17 protein-coding genes and 1 riboswitch are annotated in these 19,971 nt (G+C 39.2%); of the genes, 5 read left to right on the forward strand and 12 right to left on the reverse strand.

Annotated elements, in window-relative coordinates:
* Positions 1-9: 9 nt before the first annotated feature.
* Positions 10-507 (reverse strand): YqhR family membrane protein, encoded by a 498-nt coding sequence (locus M5A78_RS12150; protein ID WP_248735535.1) that lies wholly within the window; start codon positions 505-507, stop codon positions 10-12.
* A 270-nt stretch (positions 508-777) separates the two neighbouring features.
* On the opposite strand from M5A78_RS12150, the gene M5A78_RS12155 reads away from it, so the two are divergent.
* Entirely contained in the window at positions 778-1,722 is a 945-nt protein-coding gene (locus M5A78_RS12155) for a DUF1385 domain-containing protein (protein WP_248735536.1), read from the forward strand.
* Between the two features lie 57 nt (positions 1,723-1,779).
* Positions 1,780-2,172: an SA1362 family protein gene (locus tag M5A78_RS12160; RefSeq protein WP_319942286.1), complete on the forward strand. Its 393-nt coding sequence runs from the start codon at positions 1,780-1,782 to the stop codon at positions 2,170-2,172.
* Positions 2,173-2,206: 34 nt separating this feature from the next.
* Here M5A78_RS12160 and M5A78_RS12165 read toward each other — a convergent pair whose 3' ends face one another.
* The 8 genes from M5A78_RS12165 to M5A78_RS12200 all read right to left on the reverse strand — a co-directional run bounded on the left by M5A78_RS12165 (position 2,207) and on the right by M5A78_RS12200 (position 12,054).
* Positions 2,207-3,091: a patatin-like phospholipase family protein gene (locus tag M5A78_RS12165; RefSeq protein WP_248735538.1), complete on the reverse strand. Its 885-nt coding sequence runs from the start codon at positions 3,089-3,091 to the stop codon at positions 2,207-2,209.
* 140 nt (positions 3,092-3,231) lie between these two features.
* Positions 3,232-5,646, reverse strand: a complete 2,415-nt coding sequence (locus M5A78_RS12170) for a heavy metal translocating P-type ATPase (protein WP_248735539.1) — start codon at positions 5,644-5,646, stop codon at positions 3,232-3,234.
* Positions 5,647-5,727: 81 nt separating this feature from the next.
* Positions 5,728-5,934, reverse strand: coding sequence for a copper chaperone CopZ (gene copZ, locus M5A78_RS12175; RefSeq protein ID WP_248735540.1), 207 nt, complete (start codon positions 5,932-5,934; stop codon positions 5,728-5,730).
* Between the two features lie 295 nt (positions 5,935-6,229).
* Positions 6,230-6,430 (reverse strand): hypothetical protein, encoded by a 201-nt coding sequence (locus M5A78_RS12180; RefSeq protein WP_248735541.1) that lies wholly within the window; start codon positions 6,428-6,430, stop codon positions 6,230-6,232.
* A gap of 144 nt (positions 6,431-6,574) precedes the next feature.
* Complete coding sequence (locus M5A78_RS12185; RefSeq protein WP_248735542.1) at positions 6,575-7,309, reverse strand: urease accessory protein UreH domain-containing protein; 735 nt, start codon at positions 7,307-7,309, stop codon at positions 6,575-6,577.
* 177 nt (positions 7,310-7,486) lie between these two features.
* On the reverse strand, positions 7,487-7,936 hold the full coding sequence (locus tag M5A78_RS12190; protein WP_248735543.1) for a C40 family peptidase: 450 nt from the start codon (positions 7,934-7,936) through the stop codon (positions 7,487-7,489).
* Positions 7,937-8,328: 392 nt separating this feature from the next.
* On the reverse strand, positions 8,329-10,887 hold the full coding sequence (locus tag M5A78_RS12195; protein WP_248735544.1) for a vitamin B12-dependent ribonucleotide reductase: 2,559 nt from the start codon (positions 10,885-10,887) through the stop codon (positions 8,329-8,331).
* Positions 10,888-11,217: 330 nt separating this feature from the next.
* Positions 11,218-12,054: a lipoate--protein ligase family protein gene (locus M5A78_RS12200; RefSeq protein ID WP_248735545.1), complete on the reverse strand. Its 837-nt coding sequence runs from the start codon at positions 12,052-12,054 to the stop codon at positions 11,218-11,220.
* Between the two features lie 201 nt (positions 12,055-12,255).
* Between M5A78_RS12200 and M5A78_RS12205 the strand changes: the two genes are divergently transcribed.
* On the forward strand, positions 12,256-12,639 hold the full coding sequence (locus M5A78_RS12205) for a rhodanese-like domain-containing protein (RefSeq protein WP_248735546.1): 384 nt from the start codon (positions 12,256-12,258) through the stop codon (positions 12,637-12,639).
* Between the two features lie 265 nt (positions 12,640-12,904).
* Here M5A78_RS12205 and gcvPB read toward each other — a convergent pair whose 3' ends face one another.
* Genes gcvPB through gcvT form a run of 3 tightly spaced genes read right to left on the reverse strand, consistent with a single transcriptional unit; the run spans position 12,905 to position 16,826 of the window.
* Positions 12,905-14,365 (reverse strand): aminomethyl-transferring glycine dehydrogenase subunit GcvPB, encoded by a 1,461-nt coding sequence (gcvPB, locus tag M5A78_RS12210; protein ID WP_248735547.1) that lies wholly within the window; start codon positions 14,363-14,365, stop codon positions 12,905-12,907.
* Positions 14,358-15,704 (reverse strand): aminomethyl-transferring glycine dehydrogenase subunit GcvPA, encoded by a 1,347-nt coding sequence (gene gcvPA, locus M5A78_RS12215; RefSeq protein ID WP_248735548.1) that lies wholly within the window; start codon positions 15,702-15,704, stop codon positions 14,358-14,360. Before gcvPA ends, gcvPB begins: the two co-directional genes overlap by 8 nt.
* A gap of 18 nt (positions 15,705-15,722) precedes the next feature.
* On the reverse strand, positions 15,723-16,826 hold the full coding sequence (gcvT, locus tag M5A78_RS12220) for a glycine cleavage system aminomethyltransferase GcvT (protein WP_248735549.1): 1,104 nt from the start codon (positions 16,824-16,826) through the stop codon (positions 15,723-15,725).
* Positions 16,827-17,097: 271 nt separating this feature from the next.
* Positions 17,098-17,186, reverse strand: a riboswitch (glycine riboswitch).
* 153 nt (positions 17,187-17,339) lie between these two features.
* Between gcvT and M5A78_RS12225 the strand changes: the two genes are divergently transcribed.
* A complete protein-coding gene (locus M5A78_RS12225; RefSeq protein ID WP_248735554.1) occupies positions 17,340-19,010 on the forward strand; it encodes a DEAD/DEAH box helicase in 1,671 nt (556 codons plus the stop codon).
* 121 nt (positions 19,011-19,131) lie between these two features.
* Positions 19,132-19,923, forward strand: a complete 792-nt coding sequence (locus M5A78_RS12230) for a YqhG family protein (RefSeq protein WP_248735550.1) — start codon at positions 19,132-19,134, stop codon at positions 19,921-19,923.
* The last annotated feature ends 48 nt before the right edge of the window (positions 19,924-19,971 follow it).

The following is a 19,971-nucleotide window of genomic DNA, read 5'->3' on the forward strand; positions in this document are numbered from 1 at the left end:
AATCCGAACTTAGGTTGAAGACTCTTTCACTTGTACATTATTAATTTGATACTCATAATTAATGGAATAACCAATGAAAATTCCATATACGATATATAAACAAATCGAAGTAATAATCGTATCCCTGTTTAAATCAGTCAACGGTTTTATTCCGGAAAACAGAGGATTGAGAATAAAAAACACCAATAAGAATAGGATGATTCCAAATCCTAATCCAAACCAAAAACCTTTGAATTTTCTAAAAACCGCATAATAAACAAACGCAACGATGATAGATAACACACCAATTAATATAATTGATAGAACGATTCCCGGCCACCCTTTTTTCCAATCACCCAGCTGCCATGGTTCTAGTATGACATTAGGGCGAATTTCTGTAAAATTAAAATAGTAGGCCAAAAAGCCAAGAATTCCCCAAAAAACCCCTCCAAATAAACCTGTCCAAAAAACCATAACAGAAAAAGACATGGGCTTCGGATAATTTGTTGGTTTCTGTTCGTATGACATATAAACAACCTCCGTATTCTCTATTTGTACTTATCATATCCCTGGCTTTTTCATTCTTTTCATCTAAAAAGGAAATCACTATAGCAAATTCCATCCTATTATGCCCTTAGAAGTTCAATTCTTACATATAAAAAAAAATTATTATTTAAATGGAATTATTATGTCATTCCTAGAGGTTTTTTCATTTTTCTAGTAGAATACATGTAAGTACAAACAGATTTTATCATTTTCTGCTATTGTGCAACTTTTGATTAGGCTGGTGTAAAAAATATGTCCAATTCTCAAAAACCCGTTTATGGTGGCCAAGCGGTCGTTGAAGGAGTTATGTTTGGTGGCAAACATCATTATGTGACTGCGGTTCGTAGAAAAGATCGCTCTGTTGAATACTTTCATCTGCCCCGTAAGACTAATCCTTATTTTACTATCTTGAAAAAAATTCCGTTTATTCGCGGAATTATTGCGATTATTGAAGCAAGTGCAAATGGGTCCAAACATTTAAATTTTTCCACAGAAAGATTTGATGTTGATCCAAAAGATGATGAAACGATAAAAGAAAAAGAAGTCTCCAAGTTGACCATGTACTTAGGAGTAGCTGTGATTGGGGTAATTTCCTTCTTATTTGGAAAATTTGCGTTCACGTTAATTCCAGTTTTCTTAGCAGTGCTAACAAAACCAATTTTCCCATCGGATTTTGCTCAGGTTTTAGTGGAAGGCTTCTTTAAACTTCTGCTTCTCCTATGTTATATCTACTTTGTCTCACTTACCCCGCTTATAAAGAAAGTGTTTCAATATCACGGTGCTGAGCATAAAGTAATAAATACCTTTGAAGCTGGAGTTGAATTGACCGTTGAAAATGTTCAAGCCCATTCCCGCCTGCATTATCGCTGTGGAAGTAGTTTCATCCTATTTACAGTCATCGTTGGTGTTTTTGTCTATTTTCTAGTACCAACAACTCCCCTTTGGTTAAGGGTCGTAGATCGTCTTCTATTAATACCGGTTGTGTTAGGAATTGCTTTTGAAGTCCTGCAAATTACGAATAAGCTCAGAGATATTCCCGTGTTAAAGTATTTTGGGCTTCCTGGACTTTGGCTGCAGCTATTAACGACGAAAGAGCCTAATAACGACCAAGTAGAAGTGGCTATTCTTTCCTTTAATGAATTGTTAAAAAGGGAAAAACAAACGGAGTACGGAATGGATAATGAAGAAATTGTTTAAATCTTTGTTTGTCAGTGTTTAAAAGATAATAAAAATGCTTAAGATGCTCTTAGGGAGGTGGCTTTCTTGAAAAATCGGACATCCGTTTTTGTTGTCTGGGGACTTATTATTCTAGCCCTTATTGGCCTTTTTAGTCAATTTACAGATAATCCTGCCGGTTTCATTCAGAAATTAGCAGTCATCGCAATAATCGGCTTCGCCATTTATTTCCTTGTTCGGAAGTTTTTATATTCCAGCCCTCAAAGAAAAGAGCAACGGGCATTTCTTAAAGCAGCAAAAAAGTCAAAAAAACGATTGCAGCAAAAGAGTGGAGATACTACTGTTAAAAGCTCCTCTCTTGGGACGTTAACAACATTAAAGAAAAGCAGCAAGACAAAAAAGAAATCTCCCGCTCACTTAAAAGTAATTGACGGCAAAAAGGGCAAAAAGAAAAATCGAGCGTCCTTTTAGACTCTCGATTTTTTTATGTTTTTTTCCTTTTTCATTAATAACTCCAGTTCTGCAAAAACTTTTTCGCTTGAGCTCTGCCTACCTCAAAAAGTTTTTTCTTCTTTTCTTCTGTTAAATGAAATTCGGTTGTTAGCACACCTTCCGCAGGGATAAAGATGATGTTCTTTACATGCCTTTTGGATATATACCTTGAGTCATGGGCATCCTTCATCGTCTCAAACAAGGCAGCAAATAATTGAATAGCATTTTTTATTTTATGTTTTTCATGTTCATACTCACTTGAGCTTAATTTGATGCCAAGTACGGGTCTTTCCTTTTGAACATTTTCCGTATCAAAAAGCCACATCGGGAAATTACTTAGAACCCCGCCGTCCACTATGATGTTCAATCCATCCATTGATCGGATTTTAACTGGTTCAAAAAAATAAGGTATACTGCAACTCATCCTGATTGCCTTTGCAATCGGAAAGGAACCAGGTGAGATTCCATATTTTCGTAAATCATCAGGTAGAACGATCATTTGTCCATTAGAAAGGTCTGAAGCAATCACTCGTAGTGTTTGGGGAGGCAAATCTGAGAAGGTTCTTAAGCCCTTTGCTTCGAGCTTCTCCTTAATCCATTTTTCAAGTTCATTTCCTTTATATAGTCCCAGCTTCCAATAAACAAACAGCCATTTGGCAATCGGAAAAGGAATGACTGTTTTACGGGCATCAAGCAATTTTGAAAGATCAAGCTCATCGACCAGTTGAAAAATTTCTCTACTCGTGTAACCAGCAGCAATTAACGCGGCAACGATTGAACCTGCACTTGTTCCAGCGACCCTTACAAACTGTAACCCCCTGCTTTCAATTTCTTCGTAGGCTCCGATTAGGGCAATGCCCTTTACTCCTCCTCCAGAAAAAACGCCGTCTATTTTCATGGCAGACTCTCCTTAAGATGAACTCATTGTTACATCTTTAAGCAGCTTATTGCGAAAATAGTACGGCGGACAGGAATTAAATTTTTAATTAGATTGATTGCTTAGGAGAAGGAAATTTCCAATCCTCGTTGTTAACCAAATTACAATTTTACTTTTTGTAGTCGCAATGCATTAAGGACAACAGATACAGAACTGAACGCCATTGCAGCACCGGCAAGCCATGGGGCAAGTAATCCGAGGGCTGCGACTGGAATACCAAGCGAATTATACGCTAGAGCCCAGAAAAGATTCTGCTTAATATTTGTAATCGTTCTTTTACTCATGAAAATAGCATCGGCAATACTATTCAAGTCCCCACGAATAAGCGTTATATCGGCTGCTTCCATTGCAACATCGGTTCCAGTACCAATCGCCATTCCAATATCTGCCACAGCAAGTGCTGGGGCATCGTTAATTCCATCACCGACCATAGCAACTTTTTTTCCTTCAGCTTGCAGTTTTCTGATTTCATCGGCCTTTCCTTCAGGAAGAACCTCCGCTATTACTTGTTCAATCCCTGCTTGTACTGCAATGGCCTTCGCCGTTTGTTGATTATCCCCTGTGATCATTATGACATCTAATCCCATTTTTTTCAGACGTCTTATCGCCATTTTTGACGTTCCTTTAATGGTATCGGCAACTGCTACCGTACCAGCGTACTGACCATTTATTGCAGCAAGCATAGCTGTTTTTCCTACCGTTTCTAATTCAACCATTTTTTGCAGGGCAGTCGCAACACCCACGTTATACATGTTCATTAATTTTTTGGTACCGACTAAAACTTCATTTTCATCAATAACTGCTTTTATTCCGTAGCCAGGTATGGCTTCAAATTCTGAAACATCCTTCATTGGAATCCCTTTTTCTTTAATGCCTTTAACAATTGCCTCTGCAAGCGGGTGTTCCGATTGCTTTTCGGCAGAACCTACTAATGCTAAAAATTCTTCCTCTGACCATGAGTTGGCTGGGAAAATATCTGTTAAAACAGGTGTTCCGTTGGTAACCGTACCTGTTTTATCGAGTACAATTGTGGTGATTCGGTGGGTCATCTCCAAATGCTCTCCACCTTTAAACAAGATTCCATATTCGGCTGCACGACCGGAACCGGCCATAATGGAAGTTGGCGTCGCTAAACCTAAGGCACACGGACAGGCAATGACAAGGACAGCAATCATTTTTTCTAGTGCCCCTGCGAAATTTCCAGGAGCTGCCCAAACATACCAAATGATAAAAACAATAACAGCAAGAGCTACCACGATTGGGACAAATACACCAGAAATTTTATCAGCAAGACGTTGAATAGGAGCCTTGGAGCCTTGTGCTTCTTCTACTACTTTAATGATCTGTGCTAAAGCAGTATCCCTGCCGACTTTTGTTGCTTGGACTTTTAGGAAACCATTTTTATTAAGGGTTGCACCGATCACGTCATCCGCAATTTTTTTATCTACTGGGACACTTTCACCGGTTAACATGGATTCATCAATAGCTGATTGGCCTTCAATAATTATTCCGTCAACTGGAATCTTTTCACCAGGTTTAATATGAAGGATATCGCCAACGACTACTTCCTCAAGTGGAATTTCCTGTTCTATACCTCCACGTTCCACCGTTGCAGTCTTAGCTTGTAGACCCATCAATTTTTTGATTGCTTCTGAAGAACGCCCTTTTGCTTTCGCTTCAAAAAGCTTTCCTAAAATAATCAAGGTAATAAGAACAGCACTTGTCTCATAGTAGAGATCAACTTTTGGAGCACTTTCACTTAGGGTCATCATGGATAAATATAGGCTGTAAAAATAGGCTGCTGAGGTACCTAAAGCTACGAGTACATCCATATTGGCACTCTTATTTTTAAGTGCTTTATAGGCACCAATATAAAACTGGCCGCCAATTATAACCTGAACGGGAGTAGCCAAAAGTAACTGAAACCAAGGATTCATAAATATTTCAGGGACCCAAATAAAAGAGGTAAACGAAAAATGGCCAACCATCGCCCATAGCAGGGGAAAGGACAGAATCGCCGAAAAAATAAACTTTTTCGTTTGTTTGGCAATTTCTTTTTGCCGATGGTCGCTCGTATCTTTCGAATCTTCTTTAATTCGTGCACCATAACCAAGGCCTTCTACTTTTTTAATAACTTCAGAAGTCGTGAGCATGGAGCCGTTAAACTCGACTGTTGCTTTTTCAAGTGCCAAATTCACATTTGCCTTGACTACGCCATCTAACTTATTTAGTCCTTTTTCAATTCTTGCTGAACAGGCAGCACAAGTCATTCCGGTAATATCAAACTCTGCCTTTTCTGTGACAACATCATATCCTAAATCCTTGATTTTTTGTTCGATTTCCTCCGCATTTATTTTTTCCGAATCGTACTTGATTGCGGATTTTTCCAATGCAAGATTTACCGTTGCTGACTCTACACCTGTAAGTTTATTAAGACCTTTTTCAATTCTTGTCGCACATGCTGCGCAAGTCATTCCAGATATTTGCAAATTCGTCTCTTTTAAGCTTTGACTCATAAAAGCCAACTCCTTATACCCCATATAGGTATATATTATTGTAAAAAGAACGTGCTAGCAATTAGCACGTCTTTTACCTATTTATTTCACGTCGAAACCTTGGTCATCTATCGTTTCTTTTATTTTTTCCAATGAAACCTGTTGAGGATTAAATTCGACATCAACAGTAGCAGCTTTTAGATTTACTTTAACAGTATGAATACCGGTTAGTCCACCTACACTTCCTTCTACCGCATTCACACAATGATTGCAAGACATTCCTTGTACGTTTAGCGTTACCTTTTCCATAAATAAACACCCTTTCAACATAAAATTTGATTCTATTGTAATAGTGGTATGCTTTTTCATATTTATTTTACTATACCCCCCTACCCTATGTAAAGAGGTCATTTTTATTATTTACAATTATTTTTTCCGTTTTCCAATTTTGTTCACAAGTTAACCTTAAATAGGTACAACGTTTGCATCCGATTCCAATGCCAAAGGCAAAGAAAGCACTGATAAGTCAGTACTTTCTTTACTATATTTCAGTAGTTTTATTTTTGTGATAAGGAATATCCTATTCCTTTTTTGTTGGCATTTGTCAGCCGCCTTCTACACAAGTAGCAGTGGAACTACCAACAATGGTATTTAATTCTTTAAGCAGCGTTGCAAGGAGATCAGCTTCAACTAATGTTTCTAATATTCCTTCCGTAAGTGGCACTTTATGCTTATTAAAAATATCTACTGTGTTTTCCCAAACTTCAACTATAGCTTTTGGCGACATATTGGATTGAATGACCATATTAACCCCCCCTTCATTTATTTGATTGGTGCAATCCACATCATTAAAATGCCAACTAAGCAATTTCAAGGTCTTAAATACTATGATCTCTTATCCCTTCATGAAGAGATAGGCATGTATGGAGTATGAGTTGTACATATTCAATCATAGAGACCAATATGTTAATGTGTCAAATATTCCTAAGAGTAGCATAAAAATACCAGCTATCCGTTGAACAAAAGTACCAAATTTTCTCCCCTTTTTCATTAACACACCACTCCCACCAAGATACCAAATAATAAAAATGATAATTAAAAGTGGTAAGGCCGTTCCAAGAGCAAATATAGATGGGAGTATAAATCCATAGGGGCTTGACAACACGACCGGCATTAATGTGACAAAAAATAGGATAAACATTGTCGGACAAAAAGCTAGAGAAAAACTAAGTCCAAGCATAAAGGAACCAAATCGATTTTCCTGCTTGTAATCCTTGGACCACTTAAATAAATTGACAGTCCCTTTCAATTTTATTAAGCCTAACATATACAATCCCACAAGGATTAAGATGGGACCCATAATCTTCCGCATCCAGGGAAAATATTGCGTTAGATTCTGTTCAATCCCTTTGCCCAATAACAATACTAATCCACCTAATAAAGAGAAGGCAACTACTTTCCCCAACGTGAAACAGAAAACATCCTTCCACACAATTTTCGTTTGAATGGAACTGTTGCCATACAACGTAACTGCGCTGATATTGCCTGTAAGCTGACATGGTGCAAGTGCTCCCACAAGTCCTAATAGTAACGCAAAAATAATAGGCCAGGATTCTAAATTATTGGCCAGATTAAAAAACGGTTTACTTAGGATAGAACTTATTTCACTTAGTAAGCTATACATATAATCACCCAAAACTTTTTATTAATAGAATGACAATAGCATAATAAAATGCAGAAAGTGTGAAGAAATGGGATTGTTCAAATAATAGTCGTTAATTTCCAAAGAACTAGGTCCCATTTTTTGGGGTACAAAAAAAGAGCATCAGCAGGTACTGATACTCTAACGTTAGATTACTTTTTAAATACGTTTTGCGCCAATATATTTTGGCTTCCAGTAGCTGTTAGAAGTGTAGGTAACGATAACACCTTTTGACGATGATGCCATAATCATCTTGCCGGCTCCAATATACATGGCAACATGCGTGGGTTTACTTGCTTTATTTGGTGCAAAGAACATTAAGTCTCCAGCCTGTAATGAATCTACACGATACCCTTTTGTGTAGAACATGTCGGCTGCCGTACGTGGCAATACCTTCCCAGCTTTACCGAATGAATATTTAACAAGACCTGAGCAGTCAAAGCCACTCGGTGTTATTCCGCCCCATCGATATGGAACACCGAGATTTGCTTTTGCTACTGAAATTGCTTTTGTATGATAGTACGCCGCTTCTGCTTTTTCACCCGTAGTGGCAAACACTGAGCTAAGTCCAATTGTGATTGCAAGTGCAAAGATGAATTTTTTTAGCATAATGTTATTCCCCCTTGAAGTGATTTACTTGGATACCCATACTATACAAGGAAAGAATAACAAGGACGTCACAGTAAGATTACAGTTCGATTAAAAAAACTATTTCGATATAGTTCACAGAAGTTGTGACCCATTCTACTTGTCTTTTTTTAAAATGGCTATGTTAAACTTGTCTGTTGATTTCCGCTCCAGGCACTCGCTTTCCGCGGGCGGTCGGGAGCCTCCTCGGCGCTATTCGCGCCTGCGGGGTCTCCCTTGACCTGCTTTTCCCGCAGGAGTCTCGCGCCTTCCGCTCTAATCAACATATTGGCAAAATCAACAATGAACATTAACATAGCCTTTAAAATAGAAAAGAGGATGGAAAAATGAATCTCCATCCCCGTTTATTTCATCTATAAACCACATCTTAATTGGGCACCACAATTTGTACATGTATTACAACCGCCAATTTCTTTTACTTTTCCTTTGCGGCAGACAGGACATGTATTCCCAATCTCAGAGCCAATTGTTACATCGGTTGAACGTAGGTCGCTGATAGTGTCAACTAGGACAACATGTTGCTTTGGTTTTTCCTCAAATATTGATAATTGTTCGTTTGTGTTTTCCTCAGCTTTAAGTGTTAAAACCTGAGTATCACGAGATCCATCTACATAAACAGTACCGCCTTTAGCATTGCCTCGGTATAGACGCTCGTAAACTTTTTCTACCTGTTCGACACTATATCCTTTTGGTGCATTGACGGTTTTACTGATTGAACTGTCAATCCAACGCTGAATCACACATTGAACGTCTGCATGTGCTTCTGGTGCCAGTTCCATTGCTGCAACAAACCAGTTAGGTAGATTGTCTGGATCCGCTTCAGGATGCTGGTCTAAATATTCTTGAACAATATCGGCTTTTACCTCGATAAATTTTCCAAGACGTCCACTACGGAAATAAGAGAATGAGAAATAAGGCTCTAGTCCAGTGGAAACCCCAACCATCGTCCCAGTGGATCCAGTTGGAGCAACAGTTAGCAAATGTGAATTTCTTATTCCATTTTCTAAAATCGCTTGTCGGACATCATCAGGCATTTTTTTCATAAATCCTGTGTCAATGAAAGCTTGTCGCAATCGATTGGTGTCTTCCTGTGATTCTCCAGTTAAGAATGGAAAGCTACCCTTTTCTTTAGCTAATTCGACAGATGTTCTATATGCTGTGGTAGCAATTGTTTCAAATACTTGATCAATTAATTTGTTTCCTTCTGGTGAGCCGTACTCTGTTTCACAATAGATAAGTAAATCGTGAAGACCCATAACTCCGAGCCCCACGCGCCGCTCACCTAGTGCTTGCTTTTTGTTTTCTTCAAGGAAGTATGGTGTAGCGTTGATTACATTATCTTGCATCCTTACTCCTATAGTGACAGTTTGTTTGAGTTTTTCAAAATCAACCGTTTTTGTTTCCTTATCAGCCATCTCCGCGAGATTAACCGCAGCAAGGTTGCACACAGAAAAAGGTGCAAGAGGTTGTTCACCACAAGGGTTTGTCGCAACTACTTGTTGCCCATAAGCTTTGGCATTTGTCATGTCATTGGCGTTATCGATGAAGAATATTCCTGGCTCAGCTGAGTAGGTAGAGCAAATATTGATTAAGTTCCAAAGCTCTTTCGCCTGGAATTTCTTATAAACACGCACTTTGTGACCGCGTTTTTCCCATTCACGGACATCACCGACCTGCTGCCATTCTTCATTATAAATTTTCATTTCCTCTTCATTGTAATGTTCAACATATGGAAACCGAAGTTCATATTCACTATCATTTTCGACAGCTTCCATAAATTCCTTTGTTAAACATACGGAAATGTTTGCGCCAGTGAGGAATTCTGGATTTTGAACAGTGTAGCTACCGCCGGTTAATAATTTTTCTTCAGCATCAGCAATGATAAATTCATCAAATCCACCAAAGCCGGGAATATTTTTGTAATTCACAATTCCCTGGTACATGGCTGTTTCCTGTAAGGATAGCGGTGTGAATTTTAGTTTTTCTTTCGCATGTTTTTTAATCGTTTCATCATTTGTATTTTCAATCAAGAATCGTAAAATTCTAGGATTTTGCATCTTAGAAATAATAAATTCAATAATGTCCGGATGCCAGTCCGCTAACATAATCATTTGAGCCCCACGGCGGGATCCACCTTGCTCAACCAAATGCGTCAATTTTGCGATATCATCCAGCCATGAAACCGAACCAGATGATTTTCCGTTTACGCCTCTTGCTAATGTATTTCGCGGTCTTAATGTCGAACCATTGGTTCCAACACCGCCGCCGCGGCTCATAATCTCCATAACCTGCTTCCGATGATCAGAGATTCCTTCGCGTGAGTCTGGAACAAAAGGCATAACGTAACAATTAAAAAATGTCACATCGGTATTTGCCCCTGCCCCATAAAGAACACGGCCAGCAGGAATAAAATTCAGGGTTACAAGCTCTTGATAAAACTTTTCAAACCACTCGATTCGCTTCTCTTCCGTTTTTTCCACCGATGCAAGACCAGTTGCATTCCGCTTCGCAATTTGCTCGTAGAAAAGCTCTAACGGCTTTTCAATGACATCAAGTGACCGCCAAATATAGCCAGTTCTTGCTTCTTCTGGGTCATCGAGCACAGTTCTAAATTCCTCATCAACCAAAACCTTTGCGTTTTTCTTCTCCCAGTCAATTTCCATGATGGTACCGAGGCCGCGTGCTGGAAATTTTGGATCCTCTTTAATTGTTAAAACAACAAAGTCGCCATTTGTCAGGGTAATTTTTGCCGTATCTTTAAAGGTGTAGCGGTCCAACATAACCAAACGCGAAACACCCTTGTGAGTTATTTTCATATCTGGGGTTACCGGGTGTACCTGGGGGAATAAGTGGATATCCTCATTCAACCTTTCAAAATCAATATTCATTTTTTGTCTAAAAACTACAGACATGAGAACAACTCCTTCAAAAAATAAAATCTCAAGCTTGTGTTTGATCCTAGTAAGTTTTGCTACAACAAGCTGTCTTAATAAACATAAGTTATCATAGATGAACAGGAAAAATCAATATATAGTGTTAGTATTTTTTTCGACACTACTACATATTGTGGTTGAGCAAAAAATATAAGTTTTGTCAAAACTAAAAAAATCTATATTTTGGAGAGAATGATAGCTTTTATACGTTTTTGGCTAAAATATAAGATATTTTAACAAATTTCGCAGGTTGCCTCTTTTTTTAAAAAGTTGTAAAAGCAAAAAAGCGGCAATCACCGCTTTTCCAATTTATCTTTTAAAATTCCACTCATCACTTTCATATCGCTCTTTTGCTAACTTTTGAACGTATTCCAATTCTTCATCTGCTAATTGATAGGGTTCAAGCTCAATATTCAGCCCTTCAGCAAAACCTTTATTGAAAGCCACTTTTGCTTCCTCGAGCGTGATCCGCTTCGTACTAATTGCATTAATGGCGACCGCCTTGTCCTTAAAAGCCTTCTGCATCCGCTCCTTGACCCGCTCATTTGAATATTTGAATAAACTAAACAGCTTGTCTTCATCTAAATCCAATAGAATCGACCCATGCTGGAGAATAACACCTTTTTGTCTCGTCTGAGCACTTCCTGCCACCTTCCGGCCTTCAACCACAAGTTCATACCAGCTCGGAGCATCAAAGCAAACAGCGGAGCGAGGATTTTTCAACGCATCACGTTCTTCTGCAGTTTTTGGTACCGCAAAATACGCCTCAAGTCCTAAATGGTGAAACCCTTTTAGAATCCCTTCAGAAATAACTCTGTAAGCTTCTGTAACTGACTTTGGCATTTCTGGATGCTCTTCCGAAACTATCACACTATAGGTAAGTTCGTGTTCATGGAGGACGCCACGTCCGCCTGTAGGTCTTCTAACAAAGCCAAGTCCGTGAGCCTTAACGGCATCCATATCAATTTCCTTTTCAACCTTTTGGAAATAGCCAACAGATAAAGTAGCTGGATTCCATCCATAAAAGCGAATCACTGGAGGAAACTTTCCCTCACTATGCCAATCAAGTAACGCTTCATCTAACGCCATATTAAAAGATGGTGAACTGTTTCCTGTGTCAATAAAACGCCAAACTTCTTTGTTCATGCAATAACCTCATTCTGATGTAGTTTAATACGATTTTTAGTCTACCAAAATCTAATAGGAATTCAAAACTTGACGTTTCTGGTATAATTTTATTATGCCAAAGATAAAAGATTTTTTGCATTCATCTTTATCTTTATCTTTATGGAAATGGCTTATATAATAAAAACTAGTGCAAGAAAGCTTGAAGGGAGCAAAAAGAAGTTGAGTTCACTTTATTTCTTATTAATTATTATCGCAGCAATTATCATCTACTCCGTTTTCACCTTTTTCTATCAGAAAAGGATTGTTAAAACGGTAGCAGAAGAAGAGTTCCGGGCGGGATACAGAAAGGCACAGCTAATAGATGTTCGAGAAGCGAATGAGTTCGATGGCGGCCATATTTTAGGAGCACGTAATATCCCCATGTCACAAATGAAAATGCGCATGAAGGAAATTCGCAACGATATGCCTGTTTATTTGTATTGCCAAAGCGGGATGCGGAGCGCACGTGCGGCACAATTTTTACACAAAAAAGGCTATAAAGACCTTACCCAGTTGCAAGGCGGTTTCAAGAAGTGGTCAGGTAAAGTAAAAGCAAAGAAATAATAGATAAATTTAAGGTTCCGGGTGCGTTTCGGAGCCTTTTATTGTTGCGAAAAATTCATTTGGCTCAGTTTTCACCTTTAATGGCTCAGTTTTATCGATTTTTGGCTCAGTTTTCGAATGGTTTGGCTCAAAATTTATCATTATTGGCTCATTTTTTTGCAGCATTGGCTTTTTAAACATTTTTTACCAATTATCCAAAAAAACCAAACCACTTCCACAATAGAAAAAGTCAGATTCACACTTCGAATCTGACCTTTTCCATTAATTAAGCCTTTTGATATTTCAAAATTGGTTTCCTTGCTGCAGTTGTTTCATCCAAGCGACCGACAACCGTCGTGTGTGGTGCCTCTTGAACGACCTCAGGATTTTCTTCTGCTTCTTTGGCAATTTGAATCATAATATCGACGAAAGAATCAAGCGTCTCTTTGGATTCTGTTTCTGTCGGCTCAATCATGATGCATTCTTCCACATTTAGTGGGAAGTAAATGGTTGGCGGATGATAGCCGAAGTCAAGCAGACGTTTCGCGATATCCAATGTGCGGACACCTAATTTTTTCTGGCGTTTTCCACTGAGAACAAATTCGTGCTTACAATGTTTATCAAATGGTAAATCGTAATGTTCAGCCAATCTTCTCATCATATAGTTTGCATTTAATACCGCATACTCCGTTACTGCCTTTAGACCATCAGGGCCCATGGAACGGATGTACGTGTAAGCACGGACGTTGATACCAAAGTTTCCATAAAACGGCTTCACACGACCGATTGATTGTGGACGATCATAATCAAGCACAAACTCATCGCCACGCTTCGAAATAATCGGTTTCGGCAGAAAAGGAATAAGGTCAGCCTTAACCCCAACAGGACCTGAACCAGGGCCACCGCCGCCATGAGGGCCAGTAAAGGTTTTATGAAGATTTAAGTGGACCACGTCAAAGCCCATATCACCTGGTCGGGCTTTTGAGAGAACAGCATTTAAGTTCGCTCCATCATAATATATTTTACCACCTGCATCGTGGACTATTTCGGCAATTTCAAGAATATGTTCTTCAAATAATCCAAGTGTATTTGGGTTGGTTAGCATTAGCGCAGCTGTATCCTCACCCACAACTCTTCTTAAATCCTCAAGGTCAACAAGACCTTGGTCTGTTGATTTTACTGTAATTGTATCAAAACCTGCGATCGTAGCAGAGGCAGGGTTTGTTCCGTGGGCAGAATCAGGAACGATGACCTTCGTGCGGTTCAAATCACCGTTTGCCTCATGGAAGGCACGGATTAGCATCAATCCTGTCCATTCCCCGTGTGCGCCTGCTGCTGGCTGTAATGTCACTTCATCCATTCCAGTAATCTCAATTAAATGCTGCTGTAGATCGTATAAAAGCTCAAGAGCGCCTTGAACAGAGCTTTCGTCCTGTAGCGGATGTAAATGGGCAAAGCCATTAAACCGGGCGACATTTTCATTTATTTTCGGATTGTATTTCATCGTACAAGAGCCTAATGGATAAAAACCTGAGTCTAGACCATGGTTTCTTTTAGAAAGAGCAGTATAATGACGCATAATATCAAGTTCAGAAACCTCTGGAAGATTGGCTTCTTCTTCTCGTAAATACCCTTCTGGAAGAAGGCTATGCAAATCTAATTCTTGAACATCCATTTCAGGGAGACTGTATCCAATTCGGTCAGGTGTGCTAGATTCAAAAATGAGTGCTTGGTCTTGATTATGCATGCAAATCCCCCAATTCTTTCACTAAAGTATCGATTTCTTCCTTCGTCCTTTGTTCTGTTACAGCAATCAGCATATGGTTTGACAGTTCTGTATAGTCCCGTCCTAAATCATAGCCCCCGATGATACCTTTTTGTAACAGCTTTTGATTGACTTCTTTCACTGGTTTGTTTAATTTGACAACAAATTCATTGAAAGAATGGCCATCATAAACGACTTCAAAACCGGCTTCTTTAAAAGCAATTTTTGCATAGTGAGCCTTTTGTAAATTGGCGGCAGCCATTTCGCGGACACCTTTTTTACCAAGAGCTGTCATGGCAACGGAAGCTGCAAGGGCATTTAGGGCTTGGTTCGAACAAATGTTTGACGTCGCTTTTTCACGGCGAATATGCTGCTCACGTGCTTGGAGAGTCAAAACAAAACCACGACGTCCTTGATCATCAACAGTCTGGCCGACAAGACGCCCTGGCACCTTCCTCATTAATTTGTTGGTTACTGCAAAATATCCACAGTGAGGACCACCAAATGCAGTCGCAATGCCGAACGGTTGTGCATCCCCAATGACAATATCTGCACCAAATTTTCCTGGAGGTGTTAATAACCCAAGGGATAAAGGATTGCTGCTAACAACAAACATCCCTTTATTGGCATGGATGATTTCCTCAACCTCTCTTAACGGCTCAATTCTTCCGAAGAAGTTTGGATATTGGACAATAACTGCTGCAACATCCTCATTTACTAATCCCTTTAAAACTTCTACATCGGTAATTCCATCTTTTACAGGTACTTCTACTACCTCTAGATATTGTCCTTTTGCATATGTTTTAAGGACATCACGATACTCAGGATGAACAGCACTTGAAACAAGGATTGTTTTCCGTTTTGTATGACCTGCACTTAGCATAGCTGCCTCTGCAAGAGCCGTTCCGCCATCATACATCGATGAGTTAGCAACATCCATTCCTGTTAATTCACAAATCATCGTTTGGAATTCAAAAATCGCTTGTAGCTCACCCTGGGAAATCTCCGGCTGGTACGGCGTGTAGGCTGTATAAAATTCAGAACGTGATATCACATGATCAACGATTACTGGCATGTAATGGTCATAAACACCAGCACCTAGAAAAGATACATTTCTTTTAAGATCGGCATTACGGTCCGCTAATATAAAAAGTTCTTTCATTAACGCCGTTTCGGACTTTGCCGCTTTAATGTTGTAATCACCCTTAAATCTTACTTTCTCAGGGATATCGCTAAACAGTTCATCAATTGAAGAAACACCAATGGTTTCAAGCATAGCCTTCTTATCTTGTTCAGTCATAGGTAAATAGCGATGTTTCATAAACCTAACTCCCTTCTGTTATTTCTTTTCTCTTTTATAAAAAGGTGTTGGAACTATTGCAGCTCTTAAGCGTTTACCACGAATTTCAACTTCCAGCACTGACTCAAGACCAGCGAATTCTGTCTTAACCAGCGCAAGACCGATATTCTTCTTTAAGGTTGGTGACTGTGTTCCGGTGGTAACTTCACCAATAAGTTCTTCACCTTTATAAACTGGGTATCCATGACGAGGGATGCCTCGGTCAATCATTTCAATTCCAACCAATTTCCTTGGCAGCCCGTTTTCTTTTTGCTGTACTAGAGCTTCTTTCCCAATAAAATCAGCTTCCTTATTTAATTTCACCGCAAAACCAATACCTGCTTCAAGTGGTGAAATCTCCGCAGACAATTCCTGACCGTAAAGGGCTAAATTAGCTTCAAAACGAAGGGTGTCGCGTGCCCCTAAGCCAACTGGCACAATGCCTTCTTCTTCTCCTGCCGTTAAAATAGCTTTCCAAAGTTCAACAACATCATTGGTTGCACAATAAACTTCAAAGCCATCTTCACCTGTATATCCCGTTCTAGATACGAGTGTCTTTTTACCATTAATATTTACATCTTGTTGGAATTTGAAAAAGCCGATTCCGCTTAAATCTGTATCTGTAAGCTTTTGTAGAACTTTTTCAGCAAGAGGTCCCTGAATTGCCAGCTGAGCTGTTTTCTCAGATAGGTTTTCGATACTGACGTCACCCGCTAAGTGTTCTTCCAGCCATTTATAATCCTTGTCAATATTAGATGCGTTTACAACCAGCAGATAATGATTATCCTCGATCTTATAAACAAGGAGGTCATCGACTGTCCCACCATTTCCATAGCACATCGCTGTGTACTGGGCACCGCCATTTTTTATTTTGGAAATGTCATTGGTCATCATTTTTTGCAAGTAGATTAAGCTGTCAGTGCCCTTTACTTCTACTTCTCCCATATGGGAAACATCAAACAATCCAGCCTTTGTACGGACAGCTTCATGTTCTTCCTTGATGCTTGAGAATTGGACAGGCAGCTCCCAGCCTCCGAAATCAATCGTTTTTCCACCGTATTCCTTATACACTTCAAAAAGCGGAGTACGTTTTAATTCAGTCACCCTAAATCCCCCTTTAATCATTCACATCTTCATTATTTTTTAAAAAAAGACTCTTTAAAAGAGATTGAACCCATTCATTGATTAGGGAAATTGTTATCCTAATGTTCTTTTTAGAAAAACATTTAGATACTTGATAACAAGGCAAACAAGCATAAAAAAGGACAGAAACCTCCCTTATAACATAAGAAGGTCTCTGTCCTTGCACCTGAAAGTTTACCTAAACGGCTTTCCCCTTTGGTGGCTCAAAGTTTCTGAGCACTCTCCAGAGCTGCGTCAAACAAGAGTTCTTTTGCCTGAGAGATTCACATCATCTGCTTGCTCCTTCGGCGCTACCAAGGTAGTCTCTCCCCTTGTTGTCATTCGCATTCATAAAATTATCAAATTTGGCCATACTAATTATACTTCTAAAATAAATTACCTTATTAAAATATTTAAAACTTTCAAAGCTATTATCATCCTACCATTAAAACAATATATTGAGCAATAGCTTTTATGAGAAAAGGAGCTGAAATGATGTCGGTTCAAATCGAATTTGATTCCTCGTGGCAGGATGATTTTTTACATAAAATTGAGAATGATGGTCCATGGGGAAATTGGGAGCTTTTTAAACTAGCAATCGGCGTCGAAAAACACCTTGTCGTCCCTGAATTTGAGGGCTTACAGGCGCCGAATCATTTATCTAATTTAACTCCACTTCCCCACCAACTTGAAACGGCGAAACAAGTAATTGAAAATATGAACGGCAAGGCTATTCTTGCCGACGAAGTTGGACTAGGTAAAACAATCGAGGCAGGCTTAATTCTTAAAGAATACATGATTCGCGGACTAGTGAAAAAAGTATTAATCCTCGTCCCGGCTTCCTTGGTCACACAATGGGCCATCGAGCTGAATAGCAAATTTTTTATCCCAGCGATTACACAGAGGAAAAGCTATGTATGGGAACAGTGTGATGTTGTTGTTTCCTCCATCGACACGGCCAAACGTAATCCTCACAGGGACATTATTTACAAGCAAGATTATGATCTTATTATTATCGATGAAGCCCATAAGCTGAAAAACAATAAAACGAAAAACTACGAATTTGTCCAAAACCTGAAAAAGAAATTTTGTTTATTGCTTACTGCAACACCGATTCAAAATCGAATCGAGGAAATTTTCAACCTTGTCTCCCTGTTAAAGCCAGGACATTTAGGCAGTGAGACGGCCTTTTATGAAAAATACCAACGGGATGCCCGTTCCTTAAATGATGATGAGCATTTAAAGGAATTAGTGAACAAGGTCATGATTCGAAACCGCCGGGCTGATACGGGAATTGAATGGACTAAAAGACATGTAGAAACAATCCCCATCGAATTTACAGCACAAGAGAAAGATCTCTACGAGTCGATTACTCAGTTAAAAAGTGAGGGTGACTGGGTCCAGGCGAGTGCTTTCTCTGTGATGACGCTGCAGCGTGAGGCGTGCAGCAGCCGAGAGGCCGTTTATTATACCCTAAAAAACATGTTGCAAAAGAAAGAAAACCCAACAAAAGCCTTCGATGAACAAATCCAATTTTTGCTTAAAAAAGTAGAAGCCGTCGGGTCAAATTCTAAAGCAGAAAAAGCGCTTGAATTAATTCAAAATGTAAATGACAAAGTTATTATTTTTACAGAATATCGAGCAACACAAATGTATCTACAATGGTTTTTAAAGCAGCACGGCATCTCTTCTGTCCCTTTCCGCGGTGGGTTTAAGCGCGGAAAGAAAGATTGGATGCGAGAATTATTCCAAAAGCATGCCCAGGTTCTAATTGCGACTGAAGCAGGCGGCGAGGGAATTAACCTGCAGTTTTGCAACCAAATTATTAACTTTGACTTGCCATGGAATCCGATGCGACTTGAACAGCGAATCGGACGTATTCATCGTCTTGGCCAGGAAAAGGATGTGATGATCTATAATTTTGCGATAAAAAATACAATCGAAGAACATATCTTAAAGCTATTATACGAAAAAATACATTTATTTGAAAAAGTGATTGGCGAGCTTGATGATATCTTAACAAAGTTAGACTTTGGCAATATTGAGGATCATTTACTTGATATATTTGGACAATCCGCATCAGAAGGTGAAATGCGAATTAAAATGGAAAATTTATCGTCAATGATTGAATTTGCAGAAGGTATTAGAAAAGCGGAAGCGCCTTGACCAGGGGCGACAAGCATAAGACGAGCCGGCGGGAAGGTTGTTCTTTAACCTTCTCGACGGATTGGCTTATGACCTCGAGCCCCTAGGCGCTGTAGCTAGAAAATGAAGAAAGGAGATTCACATGCAGCAACAGGAAATTCATAAATTTCTTTTGAGCTATTTTCAGGCCAATGAATGCCCCATCCTTGAAAACCATTCTGAATATTTAACGGTTCAGTTAACGATTGAACTTGATAAAGAGTTGATGAACCGCCCTTTTTACTGGCATTATTTAGAGAAAACCGGCGGGAATCCCAACCCGATGAGACTTACCTTCATTACCAATAAAGAGGCAGCTCCCGAGAAACTAAAGGGTGAAATCATTCATTTTGGCTCACCAAGGCTACATCAAATTTTTGCTTCGACAAAAAACTTATCTCGGTTCATTCGTCTGTATGAAAATCATCAGCAGCACAACAAACAAACTCCGTTGCTCCCTTGGCTGTGTATGAATGTTAAAATTTCGTATCAATGTGACCGTAAACGTGATATTTTTAAATCCATTGGCTTACAGCTGATTAATGGTCAAATGGTTGAGAATTTTCATGACCACCTCCAGCAAATAACGCTGACGCCTAAAATACCGGATTATTCCTTTACATTATCCCCGCTAGTAAAGCCCAAAAGCGGGATGTCAAGAATTGAAAACTATCTTAAATCGGTAATTGAAGAGGAAGACCATTTATGGGCTGAAGATGCGAGAAAGCGCTGGGATAAGGATTTACAACTTTTAGATCGATTTTATGAAGAAGTTGAAGAAGAAAATGAGAGCTACGAGACAGAAAAGAAGGCTCTCAAGGAACAATATGAGCCCAAAATTATCATTTCATTTATTAACGGCGGACTCTTTTATTTAACGGAAAAGGCCATTTAAACAATAAGGGTGTCAGGCACCATGTGAAATTTTCACATGGTGCCTGAC

The organism is Neobacillus rhizosphaerae (assembly GCF_937468385.1).
GTDB lineage: Bacteria > Bacillota > Bacilli > Bacillales > Cytobacillaceae > Neobacillus > Neobacillus rhizosphaerae.

Bases quoted from the DNA above. Each gene is read 5' to 3' on its own strand.
- M5A78_RS12150 (WP_248735535.1), bottom strand. From the start codon at position 507: ATGTCATACGAACAGAAACCAACAAATTATCCGAAGCCCATGTCTTTT.
- M5A78_RS12155 (WP_248735536.1), top strand. From the start codon at position 778: ATGTCCAATTCTCAAAAACCCGTTTATGGTGGCCAAGCGGTCGTTGAA.
- M5A78_RS12165 (WP_248735538.1), bottom strand. From the start codon at position 3,091: ATGAAAATAGACGGCGTTTTTTCTGGAGGAGGAGTAAAGGGCATTGCC.
- M5A78_RS12170 (WP_248735539.1), bottom strand. From the start codon at position 5,646: ATGAGTCAAAGCTTAAAAGAGACGAATTTGCAAATATCTGGAATGACT.
- copZ (WP_248735540.1), bottom strand. From the start codon at position 5,934: ATGGAAAAGGTAACGCTAAACGTACAAGGAATGTCTTGCAATCATTGT.
- M5A78_RS12180 (WP_248735541.1), bottom strand. From the start codon at position 6,430: ATGGTCATTCAATCCAATATGTCGCCAAAAGCTATAGTTGAAGTTTGG.
- M5A78_RS12185 (WP_248735542.1), bottom strand. From the start codon at position 7,309: ATGTATAGCTTACTAAGTGAAATAAGTTCTATCCTAAGTAAACCGTTT.
- M5A78_RS12190 (WP_248735543.1), bottom strand. From the start codon at position 7,936: ATGCTAAAAAAATTCATCTTTGCACTTGCAATCACAATTGGACTTAGC.
- M5A78_RS12195 (WP_248735544.1), bottom strand. From the start codon at position 10,887: ATGTCTGTAGTTTTTAGACAAAAAATGAATATTGATTTTGAAAGGTTG.
- M5A78_RS12200 (WP_248735545.1), bottom strand. From the start codon at position 12,054: ATGAACAAAGAAGTTTGGCGTTTTATTGACACAGGAAACAGTTCACCA.
- gcvPB (WP_248735547.1), bottom strand. From the start codon at position 14,365: ATGCATAATCAAGACCAAGCACTCATTTTTGAATCTAGCACACCTGAC.
- gcvPA (WP_248735548.1), bottom strand. From the start codon at position 15,704: ATGAAACATCGCTATTTACCTATGACTGAACAAGATAAGAAGGCTATG.
- M5A78_RS12225 (WP_248735554.1), top strand. From the start codon at position 17,340: ATGTCGGTTCAAATCGAATTTGATTCCTCGTGGCAGGATGATTTTTTA.
- M5A78_RS12230 (WP_248735550.1), top strand. From the start codon at position 19,132: ATGCAGCAACAGGAAATTCATAAATTTCTTTTGAGCTATTTTCAGGCC.